Below are 13,310 nucleotides of genomic sequence, written 5' to 3' on the forward strand. Positions count from 1 at the left end.
CAATTTTTTAAATAAAGTTCTTAAAGCCTCTGTAAAAATACAGAGGCTTTTTAGTTAAAATCCTCCTTTGTAAAATTCATTTTTCGTTAATATTTTCATACATTTATTGAACTCATCAATAAAAACATAATATGAAAAAACTGATACTTCTAATAATTGCAATCTCAAGTTTGAATGTTTCAAGTCAAGAACTTGAAACAATTTTACTAGCGGGAGATGATGCAGGTAAACTTACTAACGCATACGTCAACCCTGGAACTAAAGCTCTTATTTTCAACATAAACAACGGATGGTACCATACAGCTAAAGTTCATAAGAAATTTGGTTTTGATATCACAATAAGCGCAAGTGGTTCTATTATCCCTGAAAAAGAACAATTTTTTAATCTTGCGGATATAGGTTTATCAAATGTAACAACGTTTAACCAACCTACTACACCAACCCTTGGTGCCGACAACAACATTACACCTGCCGAAATAACTTATAATGGAACAGTTTCCGATCAAAATGTTTCTGTAACGTTTGAGATGCCTTCTGGAATAAAAGATGATTTACCTATTGGGATGGTTCCCTCTGCAATGGTTCAGGTTGGTTTAGGTTTACCCTTTAAACTAGAAGCCATAGCAAGATTTGTTCCAAAGATTGGTAATGATGACTTTAAAGCAGGATTATTCGGAATTGGTTTAAAGAAAGAAATCACAAATTGGTTCGGACCACTAGACAAAACACCTCTTCATGTTTCTCTTCTTGCTGCTTACACCAGTATGAACGCTGATTATGAAATTGGGAACACATCTTCCGATGGAGTAGGAGTAATAACTCAAAACGCTTCTGCTGAGTTTAAACTAAATGCGTATACTTTTCAAGCCTTAGCGTCTTTGAACTTTCCAATAATAAATGTATATGGAGGTGTTGGATATAATAGTGGAAACTCAGATTTAAACATGTTAGGAGATTACACGTTATCATATGGCCCTGGAATTCAAGAAACAGTTTCAAATCCTTTATCAATTTCAAGTGATGCGGGGAGCTTTAATGCAACAATTGGAGTTCGTTTAAGTCTAGGATTCTTTAAACTTTTTGGAAGTTACTCTGCCCAAGAATTTAGCTCCTTTAATGCCGGAATAGCGTTTAGTTTTAGATAAAAATTTAATTTCTTGTTATAAACCAAAGTACTTGGAAATTTCCAAGTGCTTTTACTTTTATATGAATAGGCAAATAGCTACTTTTGTGCATCTTATTAATAATTTTCAATAAAATATATATAAAATGAAAGTAACAGTTGTAGGAGCAGGTGCTGTAGGTGCAAGTTGCGCTGAGTACATCGCTATTAAAGATTTCGCTTCAGAAGTAGTTTTAGTTGACATTAAAGAAGGATTTGCTGAAGGTAAGGCAATGGATTTAATGCAAACTGCATCTTTAAATGGTTTCGATACTAAAATTGTTGGAACAACTGGAGATTATAGCAAAACTGCTGGTTCTGATATCTGTGTAATTACTTCTGGAATTGCTCGTAAACCTGGAATGTCTCGTGATGAGTTATTAGGGATTAATGCTGGAATTGTAAAATCAGTTTCTGCGAGTTTAATTGAGCACTCTCCAAACACAATTATCATAGTTGTATCAAACCCAATGGATACAATGACTTATTTAGTTCACAAAACAACTGGCTTACCTAAAAATAGAATCATTGGAATGGGTGGCGCTTTAGATTCTGCTCGTTTCAAATATAGATTAGCTGAAGCTTTAGAAGCTCCAATTTCTGATGTTGATGGTATGGTTATCGGAGGGCACTCTGATAAAGGAATGGTTCCTTTAACTCGTTTAGCTACTCGTAACTCTGTTCCTGTTTCTGAATTCTTATCAGAAGAAAGATTAGAGCAAGTAAAGCAAGATACCAAAGTTGGTGGAGCTACATTAACTGGATTATTAGGAACTTCTGCTTGGTATGCTCCTGGAGCTGCTGTTTCTGGATTAGTTCAAGCAATTGCTTGTGATCAAAAGAAAATCTACCCATGTTCTGCTCTATTAGATGGTGAATATGGATTATCTGATTTATGTATTGGAGTTCCTGTTGTTCTAGGAAGAAACGGTATTGAAAAAATCGTTGAAATTAACTTAAGTACTTCTGAAAAAGAACACTTAGCTGCATCTGCAGAAGCAGTTAAAAACAATAATTCGAACTTAGAGTTTTAATCCTAAGTTCATTTCACATATATAAAAAAGCAATCTCAAATTAGAGATTGCTTTTTTGGTTTTATCTTAGTTTAAAATTTTACCTATAATGAATATTTTATATAGAAAAGTTGAACAACAAGACAATCATTATTTAGCAAAAATGATACGAGGTGTTATTGAAGAATTTGACGCCCCGAGAACTGGAACAGTATATTCAGATAGCTCAACAGATACTCTTTTTGAACTATTTCAAGAATCAAATTCAGTCTTATGGGTTGCCGAGGCAAACAATGAAGCTATTGGATGTTGTGGGATTTTTCCAACAGAAGGTCTTGATAAGGGTTATTGCGAACTGGTAAAATTCTATATTTCAGATAAAGCCAGAGGAAAAGGTATCGGAAAAGAATTAATGCTCAGGAGTATTGATTCTGCAAAAGAACTAGGATATACTCATATTTATCTTGAAAGTTTACCCCATTTTTCAAAAGCTATTTCAATGTATGAAGAATCAGGATTTATAACTATCGATAAACAATTAGGAGATTCAGGTCATTCAAGTTGTAATGTATGGATGCTTAAAAAACTTGAATAAAAATCACACTATTTATAACTGTTTAAATAAAACACTCCTGATATTTGACATTACAATTTTATAAACTTTCATAAAATCATTGTGAAAATGTTAAAAATATCATAACATGTGTAAGTCTTTTGGAAATTACTCGTCTTTAAGGAAAGAGACGTATTTAAAGTTTCTTTTTCATAGTTTTTCATAGCAATTTCCCGCTTCAACTTGAAGCGGGTTTATTGTTATAAAGTTTTCTAAAAACAAACTTGAAGATTCCTAAAACACAAAAAAAAGGCTTTGTTAATATTGGAGCTAACCCAACTTTTAATTGAATTTCCTCTTTATATAAATTCCAATTATAATTCTTTGAAACTCCCTCTTCTCCACAGATTGCTACAACCACACAAAGTTGTTCAAAAGAAACCTTTGATTTAAATAACTTTAAATTTAACTGGTAATCTCCTAATATTTTCAAATTAGTATCGAATCTAGTTTTCGAAAATAAACTTCTTCTATAAAAAGCTGATTGATGATGTAATGTGTTTTTGTACCACAACTTTCTTGAGAAACTAGATTTAAATTTCAACCCGTTTTGGTATTGTATCTCTCCGAAAAGTAATTGCTCATCCTGAATACTTTTTTGAAAAACTTTCTCTAAAACATATTCATTACTAAATACATCATCAGTTCCCAAAAAATATAACCATTCTCCTCTAGCTTTTCTAATCCCTTTATTCATTGCATCATAAATTCCAGAATCTTTTTCTGAGATGTAATTAAATGGTCGTTTTAAGCTTTGAAGAAATTCTTTGGTTCCATCAGTGGAATCACCATCTATAATCACAACCTCATAACTCTGATAACTTTGTAATAGTATACTTTGAATACAATTTTTCAAAGCATTCAGATTATTATATGATGGTACTATTATGGTAACTTTCGGTTTTATATTACTTTATTTTATGAAATAATCGTCTAATTTTTTCTCTTCATTCTCCCAACATAATTCAGTCTTAGTATTTCGTTGATTTTCTTTAATCTTTCTGTACAATTCTTTATCGGAAAGAATAGATTCAATTGTTTTTGCTATTTCTTTTGGACTATAATTGTTAACAGCAACACCAACTTTATAAGTATTAACAATCCTGTTAATTTCAATCAAATTACCAGAAATTATTGGTAATTCAGCATGTATATAATCGAATAATTTATTCGGTAAAGAAAACTCAAAACTCTTACCTAACGGTTCTTCTAAAACCATTCCAATATCCGCAATTTGAGTATAATTTGGTAAAATATCATGAGCCACTCTTCCTAAAAAATGAACTCTTTTTTCCATACATTCTTCTGAAACAAATTTACTTAACTCCTCTTCTACTTTACCGTAACCTATAATTACCAAGTCAACATCTTTTAAAAAATGTAGGGCTTGTATCATCAGCTTTATTCCTCTTCCAGGGTTTAAAACTCCCTGATATAAAACAACTTTATTTTTAGTTGGAAAACATACTTTCTCTTTTTTAACAGTTCTATATAACAAAGGAATATTTCTTATAAGCCCCATATTATTGTTGTACCGTTTATTATAATAATCAACAATAGATTGGCTCACTGTGTATGATTTCTTAATTCTTGGAAGAAAATAATCTTCTAATTTCCTCCAAAATGTCTTAACGAATTTTCTACCTTGTAACTCTGGACCTTCTGAAAATAATTCATGGCTATCATAAATTAATTCAGATTTTCGTTTTAATCTATTAGCAAAAAAACAAGCTGGCAACGTATCCAAATCGTTTGATAAAATATAATCCGTTTTATAAAAAAGCAATCGAAAGAATAACCTAATATTATACTCAGCATAAAAAATAAAATTATGGTTAAACCAATGCTTTTTTCTGTAGATTGTATATGTTCTACTTACTTGAATTGTATTCGGCAAAACTCGACCGTAAACAAAAACTTCGAAACCTTTATTTACCAAATAGACACAAACTTTATGTACTCTTTGATCAGTAGAAATATCATTAGTTACTGCAACAAAAACTCGTTTCTTTTTTGGCAAGTTTTATAAATTTTAATTTGATTCCGCAGATGATGAAGGTTCATTAGGTTTCGTTGTTTCTTCTTGTTTTTCGGGCTCAACTTTTTTCTCAACCACTTTTGATTTAGGCTGCTGCTGAACTACTTCAAACAATTTACCTCCTTCACACTTTACAGTTTTCTGTCTGAATTTAACAATCAATTGATAATCGTGAGTCGCCATGAAAATAGTTTTTCCACTTTTATGAATCTCATTTAACAACTCCATAACCTCAAGTGAAGTTCTTGGGTCAAGATTCCCTGTTGGCTCATCTGCTAGAATTAATTCTGGATCATTTAATAAAGCTCTAGCAATAGCAACTCTCTGCTGCTCTCCTCCTGAAAGTTCAAAAGTCTTTTTGTAGTACTTTTCTTTCATTCCTACTTTATTTAGAACTTCATAAATTTTATCCTTTCGCTCATCTTTATCTTTCCAACCCGTCGCCTTTAATACAAAGTCTAAATTGTCAAAAACATTTCTATCATTTAGTAATTTAAAATCCTGAAAAACGATTCCAATTTTTCTTCTAAGAAAAGGAATATCCTTCTCTTTCATTTTCTTTAAATCAAAACCAACAATACTTCCTAAACCTCGTTGTAATCTTAAATCTCCGTATAAGGTTTTTAGCAAACTACTTTTACCACTACCTGTTTTTCCTATCAAATAATAAAACTCTCCTTTACGTAAAGTGAAGTTAATTTTCGATAGTACTAACATGTCTCTCTGATAAATATCTGCATTTTCTAGGTGCAGTATAGGTTGCTTCATAAAAATGTCATTTTTACAAATCTATTATTTATTATTCAGTTTAACCACTTTTTTTATTTTTGAAGCGGAAATATCAAACAAAATAAAAAAAATAGCGTTATTTCTCTTGGGAACAACGAACAAAGATAAATTTAACGTATGAGATATATATTCATCATATTTTTTTCCTTTATAAGTATTTCAAATACTTGGGCTCAAAAAACTGAATTTCAAACTAATATTGATGCGCAATACCACAGAGCCGTTACTTTATATAATAATAAAGCATACTCTGGTGCTCAGCGAATTTTCAGGGAAGTTTCTAAAAATACAACTAAAGTAAATGTTAAAACAGATTCTGATTTTTACGATGCAATGTGTGCAATTAAGTTAAATCAGACAGATGCAGACGAACAAGTTTTAAATTTTGTTCGGAAACACCCTTACAGTAGTAAAAAAGAAAAAGCTTTTTTAAACGTTGGAAACTATTATTTTGCCAATAGAAAAGCTTCTCATTCTTTAAAATGGTATCAGCGAGTTGATGAAAAACTACTCAACAAAGAAGAGCAAAAAGAACTGAACTATAAAATGGGATATGCACTTTTAGTTTCAAATTATCTGAAAGATGCAAAAGCTCGTTTTGCACCACTATTAGGTGATCCACGATATGGTACAGATGCTCGTTATTTCTATGGATTTATTTCTTACAAACAACAAAACTTTGGTGAAGCCGAAGACAACTTAGCACAACTAGCTGATAACGAAACTTATAAATCAAAAGCCAATTATTATCTATTGGATATGGCTTTTAAAGGAGGAAAATTTGAAAAAGCAGTTCAAATCGGTGAGAAGATTTTACCTAAAGCTGAGGAAAAACAAAAATCTGACATTTGTAAAATTATAGGCGAAAGTTATTTCAACCTTGAGAAATATGAACAAGCAGTTCCTTATTTAAATCAATACGAGGGTAAAAACGGAAAATGGACTAATACTGATTACTATTATTTAGGATTTTCTTACTACAAATTGGAAGATTATGAAAGTGCAATTGGTCAATTCAATAAAATCATTAACGGGAAAAATACCGTTGCCCAAAATGCTTATTATCACTTAGGTGTGTGCTATTTAAAAGTTGACAAAAAAAATGAAGCTTTAAATGCTTTTAAGAATGCTAGTGAAATGGATTTTGATCCGATAATTTCTTCTGACGCTGATTTAAACTATGCCAAATTGAGTTATGAAGAAGGAAATCCATACCAAAGTGTTCCTGAGGTTTTAAAAGCTTTTATTTTAAAATATCCTGATTCAGAATATCGACAAGAAATTGAAAGCTTATTGGTTACTTCTTACTTACATCAGCAAGATTACCAAGGTGCACTCGATTATTTGAATAATAACAAAAACGCAAAAAATAGTGATATTGCTAACGAAGTTTCTCTTTATAGAGGTATTCAATTATTTAATGAACAAAAATTAAGTCAAGCTTTACCTCGTTTTGAAATTGCAACAGATGCAAAAAACGACACGATTAGTAACAAAGCCAAATATTGGTTAGGTGAAACTAATTACCAGTTAGGAAACTACAAAAATGCAGTATCAGCATTCACCGCAATCGATAATTTAGAATTCAAAGATGCGAAGACTTTAAACTATAATCTTGGTTACACTTACTTTAAAATGAAAGATTACGATAATTCTTCAAAGTATTTTCAAGATTTTTTAAATCAACGTATAGATGATAACGACTTGAATGATGATGCTTCTAATCGTTTAGGAGATTCATATTATGCTTCTAAAAGATATTCTGAAGCCATCAATGCTTATGAAAAAGTAATTAACGAAGGTGGAGTTGGTTCAGATTATGCTCAATATCAAAGAGCAATGAGTACTGGTTTAGCCGGAGATTCTAATGGAAAAATAACAGCGCTTAATGAGTTAATTGGAAACTTTTCTGATTCTAATTTAAAAGATGACGCCTTATTTGAATTGGCTAGTATTTACGCATCAAAAGGAGAATCGAATCAAGCGCAAAAAACATATGATAAGATTCTGAAAGAACATCCAAATAGTAGTTATACTCCAAATGTTTTATTACGTCAAGGATTATTATTCTACAATGAAGGCAGCAATAAAAATGCTCTCCAAAGGTTCAAGGAAGTTGTTTCAAAATACCCAAACTCAGGAGAAGCACGACAAGCAGTTTCCAGTGCGAGAAATGTATATATTGATCAAGGTAATGTAAATGAATATGCGAAATGGGTTAAAAATATTGACTTTGTAAACGTTAGTAATAGTGATATTGACAACACTAGTTATGAAGCCGCGGAGAATAAATATTTAGAAAACGATACTAGTAGAGCTATTTCTGGATTTCAATCTTATTTAAGAGATTTCCCAAAAGGAATTCATGCTTTGAAGGCTCATTTTTACTTAGGTCAATTGCTATTCAATGATAGTAAAAAGGATGAAGCGATTGTAAACTATCAATTCGTCACCAACCAAGAAAAAAACGAATTTTCAGAAGAAGCTTTAGCGAAATTAAGTTTAATTTATCTAGCAAAAGAAAGATGGAACGATGCCATTCCTCTGTTAGAAAGACTAGAAAAGGAAGCAAACGTTAGTCAAAATGTCATTTTTGCTCAAAGTAACTTAATGAAAGGTTACTACAACAAAAATGAATATGAAAAAACTGTTCAATACGCAGAAAAAGTTTTAACGAACGGGAAAATTGACCAAATTGTAGCTGAGGACGCTAGAATTTATATTGCTAGATCGGCTATAAAAACAGGAGACTTTGTTACCGCAGAAGAATATTATTCCGTGTTAGATGATACTGCAACTGGTGAATTGAAAGCAGAAACTTTATACTATAAAGCTTTCTTCTTAAATGAAGCAGATGCTTTTGAAGATTCGAATAAGGAAGTTCAAAACTTAATTGCTAATTATTCTACTTACAAATACTGGGGAGTAAAAAGCTACATTGTAATGGCTAAAAATTATTACGAATTGAAAGATGCTTATCAAGCTACATATATCTTAGATAATATTGTAAAAAACTTCTCTCAGTTTAAAGATTTAGTTGAAGAAGCTAAAAACGAATTAAGTAAAATAAAAAGTAAAGAAGCAAAAACAAACGAATCTATCAATTCTCAAAATTAAAATTCATGAAAAGATTTATAGTTACAACAGTATTTACGTTGACTTATGGTTTCGTTTTTGCTCAAACCAAACCCAACACTGAAAAGGCAAAAGATACGATTAAAACAGAAGTAGTAGAAGTAGTAACATCTTACGCTCCTAAAGTAACAGATGCATTTAAAATAAAAAGAAAACCAGTAATTGAATTATCTAAAAAGGTTCAAAGAAAACCTTTAGACTATAAAATAAAATCAGTCCCTGTAATTTCAACATATATTCCAAAAAGTGGTGTTTTGAAAGGAATTGACATAGGAGATCGAGAACGATTATTTAACAATTACGTGGCCTTAGGTTTTGGGAATAATACTACTCCTTTCGTCGAAGGATATTTTCACAGTAACAGTAGGTTTGAATATGAATATGGTGGAAAAATTAATTTCATTTCCTCAACAGAACCTGTAGCAAACACCAGATTAAATAGTAGTTATTATAATGCAAGTGTTGATTTGTTTTTAAAGCAAGAAATGCGCTATTATGATTGGAGTGCAGGTTTTAAGGCTTATCGTAATAAATATAATTACTATGGTTTACCTGAAAACATCAATTTTATCGATCCAATTGTAAACTCTATTGATCCGTCACAAACTCATAAATTCTATAATATTTTTGGAGCAGTGCATTTTCCGGACAGAGATTTACAAGAAATAAAAGGTTCTATTGCTTATTTCTCTGATACATATGAGTCTGATGAACTGCATGCTGATATTGATGCTTTATTCGAATTTCCTTTAGGAAGATTTGGGTTAAATCTTGACGATTTAAAACTTGCTACTTCAATTAACTTTATTAATGGTGGATTTACCAGAACTTACAACGACCCATTAGTTGAAACAAACTACGGTTTTGCAACAGCTGGCATTAATCCGAGTTATTCCTTTTCTTTTAAAAAGTTTGATATTAAATTAGGCGGTAAAGCTTATTACTCTTTTGATTTAGAAAATACAGAAGGAAAATTCTTTGCTTATCCAGATATTGAAATCAACTATCCAATCATCAAAAGATTTGCTAATATTTATGGAGGAATCACTGGAGATTTAGAGGTTAATTCTTATCAAAATTTCACCTCTCGCAATCCTTATGTATCTCCAACTTTAAACATTACTCAAAGTAGTGAAGCATTCAATGCTTATGGTGGTTTTAGAGGAATTTTAAGCGGAAATATCAATTATGATCTAAAAGCTGGATTCAAAAAAGAAGAAGACAAAGCTTTATTCCTTGCTAATCCATCTAACTCAAATGGTACTACAAACTCTTTTCCTAGCGGTGTATTCTTTAGAGGATATGATTATGGAAACTCATTTGGTATTGTGTATGACGATGTGAATACTATTTACTTCTCAGGAGGAATTACTTATGATTATTCTAGACATTTAAACTTGGGAATGAATTTAGAGTTTAACAATTTTGATTTGAGGAATCAGGCTGAAGCTTGGAATTTACCTCAATTAAAAAGTGATGTTTTTGCTACTTATAAAGAGAAAGACTGGTATGCAAGTGCTAACTTATATTTTGTTGGACCACGAAAAGGAACAACTTATATTTCTGGATCTCCCAGTGCAATAGATTTAGATGCGTACATAGACTTAAATTTAGATGGGGGATACCATTTTAATGATTTGTTCTCTGTTTTCCTTAGAGCCAATAATATAACCAATAGCAATTATCAAACTTTTAATAATTTCAATGCACAAGGAATCCAAGTACTGGGTGGTATTATTTATAAGTTTGACGCATTGTTTTAATAAAAAATGTAACTTGGAGGTATGCTAAGTAATATTTCCAATTTCATAACCGCTATTGTCTGTTTGATTGCATTTTTCGTAATCCAACGTATTTATCATAAAGAAAAATTAAAAAGTATTTATGCATCTAATTCTGTTGAAGGAATTATGTGGTTTGCTTTGGCTATTTTATCATGGGGCATTGGAGCTACTTTGAACATTTTATTAACTCAGGTTTTTAATTTCCCTCAAACATCAAGTACAGTTATCAGTATTGGAGTTTTCTTTTCTCTAGCGAATTCTTTATTCATACTCTTATCTATTCCTTCAATTCAACACAAGGAAGAAAGAAACATCGTAATTAGAATCATAGAACGCTTTTCGAATAAAGAGGTATTTATAATTTTCGGTGGAATTTTAGTTATGATTGCCTCTGTATTCTTAATTTCCTTTTTCACAAGAACAAATGGCAATGCAAGCAACAATGTTATTTGGTTGATTGATATTCCTATTTCATTAGTGGTTGCCTTTGCTTTATTACAAGAATTAAACAAAGCTTTTAACAATCGTGAAATGCGATTTATGTATTTACCGACATTTGCCTTATTCCTGTTAATTGTGGTTGCGGTAACACATCGTATTTTTCCTATTGAAATTACTTCTAAATGGATAAACATTGAAATATGGAATGCAATAGGCATCACTACCAGTATTTCATTCAAATTCCTTTTCGTTCTGTTGTTTATAATTCTACTATACAGCTGGAAATTATTAGCAGAAAAAGAAGAAAAACAATCAGAACTCCAAGAAAGTATTTTTGCACATCATAAATTAGAATCAGAAAACGAAACCTTAATCGTGGCAAATGAAAGTCATCTGAATACTATAAAGCTCTTAAAAAAGGAAATCACCTCACTTAAAAAGAAACATGACGAACTTAAATCTTCTTCCAAAATAGAATTATCCGATCGTCAAAAAGAAGTACTGGCTAACCTAGGAATTTGTGGAAAGCAAAAGTCCTATACAGAAATTGCAGAAGCTATGAATATAAGTGTAGACGGATTTCAAACTCATATTTATCAAATAAAAAAAGTGCTCAATATATCAGGTTCAGATGGTAAAGGGCAATTAATTACCTACGCAAAAAATAATCAACTCCTTGAATTTGCTACGATTCAGCATGATTAACTATATACTTAACCAAGGCTAAATTAAAAAACAGCATAAGCCAACCTTTTATCGCTTTCCGTTTAAAAACATTTTTGTGTAACAATTTTAATACACACAAAAATGAAACTACTTATACTTCAAAATCATTCTTTAGATGAACGAATTAATCAATCTTTTCATAATGCTACTTCATGGTTTACAGATGCAATTCTTTATCAAATACCAATAACAGATTCGATTCAAATTCCTTGGGTATTAATCATTCTAACTTTTGGAGCTTTATATTTTACTATTTATTTCAACGGAATTAATATTCGCAGTTTTATGACCTCCATAAATATTATCAGAGGTAAATATGACGCTTTAGAAGCAAATCAGAATGAAGAAGACATTAAAGAAAAAATTAAAGTTGAAGGTAATGGTGAAGTTTCTCATTTCCAAGCTTTAACTGCGGCATTATCTGCGACTGTTGGTTTAGGAAATATCGCGGGAGTTGCTATTGCGCTTTCTATTGGTGGACCTGGAGCCACTTTTTGGATGATTATAATCGGGTTGCTCGGAATGGCTTCAAAATTTGTCGAGTGTACATTAGGTGTTAAGTATCGCGAAATAGACAATAACGGAACTGTTTATGGTGGACCAATGTATTACTTGACAAAAGGCTTCGCAGAAATTGGTTTTGGAAAAATAGGAAAAATAATGGCTGTACTTTTTGCGATTATGTGTGTTGGAGGATCTTTTGGAGGTGGAAACATGTTTCAAGTAAATCAAGCTTTTAAACTGTTTGAATACGTTACTGGAGGAGCGCAAAGTTTTATTTACGGAAAAGGATGGCTTTTCGGATTAATCATGACCCTTTTTGCTGGAATTGTAATCATTGGTGGAATCAAAAAAATTGCAAACGTTACAGATAAAATTGTTCCCATTATGGTAGTAGTTTATGTCCTTGCCGTTATTACAGTTTTAATAAGTAACCTTAATTTACTTCCGAATGCATTCTCTCAAATTATTGAAGGAGCATTCAACCAAACTGGAATTGCTGGCGGATTTATCGGAGTTATGATTCAAGGGTTTAGAAGAGGAGCTTTCTCAAATGAAGCTGGAATTGGTTCATCATCAATTGCCCACTCAGCTGTAAAGACAAATTACCCCGCTAGCGAAGGACTTGTTGCTTTGCTAGAACCTTTTATTGATACTGTAATTGTTTGTACTATGACAGCTCTAGCTTTGATAATAACAGGACAAATTACTCCTGGTAATGCTGTTTCATTTGAGCAAGGCGCAATATTAACTTCCAAAGCTCTAGAAAGCAGTATTTCCTGGTTTCCATATCTTTTAACCATCGCTGTTATTCTGTTTGCATTTTCATCCATGATTTCTTGGTCGTACTACGGATATCAGGCTTGGACATTTTTATTTGGTCGAGATAAAGCAACTGGTAATATTTACAAAATAATATTTTGTTTGTTTACTGTAGTTGGAGCTGCTGCAACACTAAATGCAGTAACCGATTTTTCAGATGCTATGGTATTTTCAATGATGGTTCCAAATATGATTGGATTAGTAGTGTTGGCTCCAAAAGTTATTGTAGAACTGAAGAAATATAAAAGTAAGATTATTCAAAATCAACAATAGGAACTAATGTGTT

General features: G+C 31.4%; 10 protein-coding genes. 7 read left to right on the forward strand and 3 right to left on the reverse strand.

What is annotated here, in order from left to right; translation table 11 throughout:
- The first annotated feature begins 131 nt into the window (after positions 1 to 131).
- The 3 genes from BTO06_RS12960 (at position 132) to BTO06_RS12970 (ending at position 2,770) form a co-directional block, all read left to right on the forward strand.
- Positions 132 to 1,145, forward strand: coding sequence for a DUF6588 family protein (locus tag BTO06_RS12960; RefSeq protein WP_100925713.1), 1,014 nt, complete (start codon positions 132 to 134; stop codon positions 1,143 to 1,145).
- A 124-nt stretch (positions 1,146 to 1,269) separates the two neighbouring features.
- Positions 1,270 to 2,196, forward strand: a complete 927-nt coding sequence (gene mdh, locus BTO06_RS12965) for a malate dehydrogenase (RefSeq protein ID WP_100925714.1) — start codon at positions 1,270 to 1,272, stop codon at positions 2,194 to 2,196.
- An 88-nt stretch (positions 2,197 to 2,284) separates the two neighbouring features.
- Positions 2,285 to 2,770, forward strand: coding sequence for a GNAT family N-acetyltransferase (locus tag BTO06_RS12970; protein ID WP_100925715.1), 486 nt, complete (start codon positions 2,285 to 2,287; stop codon positions 2,768 to 2,770).
- Between the two features lie 196 nt (positions 2,771 to 2,966).
- On the opposite strand, the gene BTO06_RS12975 is transcribed toward BTO06_RS12970, so the two are convergent.
- The 3 genes from BTO06_RS12975 to BTO06_RS12985 are packed head-to-tail and all read right to left on the reverse strand — an operon-like array spanning position 2,967 to position 5,594.
- A complete protein-coding gene (locus tag BTO06_RS12975; RefSeq protein WP_157811862.1) occupies positions 2,967 to 3,644 on the reverse strand; it encodes a glycosyltransferase family 2 protein in 678 nt (225 codons plus the stop codon).
- A gap of 57 nt (positions 3,645 to 3,701) precedes the next feature.
- Positions 3,702 to 4,808, reverse strand: coding sequence for a glycosyltransferase (locus BTO06_RS12980; RefSeq protein WP_100925717.1), 1,107 nt, complete (start codon positions 4,806 to 4,808; stop codon positions 3,702 to 3,704).
- 12 nt (positions 4,809 to 4,820) lie between these two features.
- Positions 4,821 to 5,594 (reverse strand): cell division ATP-binding protein FtsE, encoded by a 774-nt coding sequence (locus BTO06_RS12985; RefSeq protein ID WP_100925718.1) that lies wholly within the window; start codon positions 5,592 to 5,594, stop codon positions 4,821 to 4,823.
- A gap of 138 nt (positions 5,595 to 5,732) precedes the next feature.
- On the opposite strand from BTO06_RS12985, the gene BTO06_RS12990 reads away from it, so the two are divergent.
- From BTO06_RS12990 to BTO06_RS13005, 4 genes are all read left to right on the forward strand, one after another.
- Positions 5,733 to 8,732, forward strand: a complete 3,000-nt coding sequence (locus tag BTO06_RS12990; protein ID WP_100925719.1) for a tetratricopeptide repeat protein — start codon at positions 5,733 to 5,735, stop codon at positions 8,730 to 8,732.
- Between the two features lie 5 nt (positions 8,733 to 8,737).
- Positions 8,738 to 10,513, forward strand: a complete 1,776-nt coding sequence (locus BTO06_RS12995; protein ID WP_100925720.1) for a hypothetical protein — start codon at positions 8,738 to 8,740, stop codon at positions 10,511 to 10,513.
- A 21-nt stretch (positions 10,514 to 10,534) separates the two neighbouring features.
- Positions 10,535 to 11,680 (forward strand): helix-turn-helix transcriptional regulator, encoded by a 1,146-nt coding sequence (locus tag BTO06_RS13000; protein WP_100925721.1) that lies wholly within the window; start codon positions 10,535 to 10,537, stop codon positions 11,678 to 11,680.
- Positions 11,681 to 11,782: 102 nt separating this feature from the next.
- Entirely contained in the window at positions 11,783 to 13,297 is a 1,515-nt protein-coding gene (locus BTO06_RS13005; protein ID WP_100925722.1) for an alanine/glycine:cation symporter family protein, read from the forward strand.
- Positions 13,298 to 13,310: the final 13 nt, after the last annotated feature.

This window comes from Tenacibaculum sp. SZ-18 (genome assembly GCF_002813915.1).
GTDB lineage: Bacteria > Bacteroidota > Bacteroidia > Flavobacteriales > Flavobacteriaceae > Polaribacter.

Bases quoted from the DNA above. Each gene is read 5' to 3' on its own strand.
- mdh (WP_100925714.1), top strand. From the start codon at position 1,270: ATGAAAGTAACAGTTGTAGGAGCAGGTGCTGTAGGTGCAAGTTGCGCT.
- BTO06_RS12990 (WP_100925719.1), top strand. From the start codon at position 5,733: ATGAGATATATATTCATCATATTTTTTTCCTTTATAAGTATTTCAAAT.
- BTO06_RS13000 (WP_100925721.1), top strand. From the start codon at position 10,535: ATGCTAAGTAATATTTCCAATTTCATAACCGCTATTGTCTGTTTGATT.
- BTO06_RS12995 (WP_100925720.1), top strand. From the start codon at position 8,738: ATGAAAAGATTTATAGTTACAACAGTATTTACGTTGACTTATGGTTTC.
- BTO06_RS13005 (WP_100925722.1), top strand. From the start codon at position 11,783: ATGAAACTACTTATACTTCAAAATCATTCTTTAGATGAACGAATTAAT.
- BTO06_RS12985 (WP_100925718.1), bottom strand. From the start codon at position 5,594: ATGAAGCAACCTATACTGCACCTAGAAAATGCAGATATTTATCAGAGA.
- BTO06_RS12960 (WP_100925713.1), top strand. From the start codon at position 132: ATGAAAAAACTGATACTTCTAATAATTGCAATCTCAAGTTTGAATGTT.
- BTO06_RS12970 (WP_100925715.1), top strand. From the start codon at position 2,285: ATGAATATTTTATATAGAAAAGTTGAACAACAAGACAATCATTATTTA.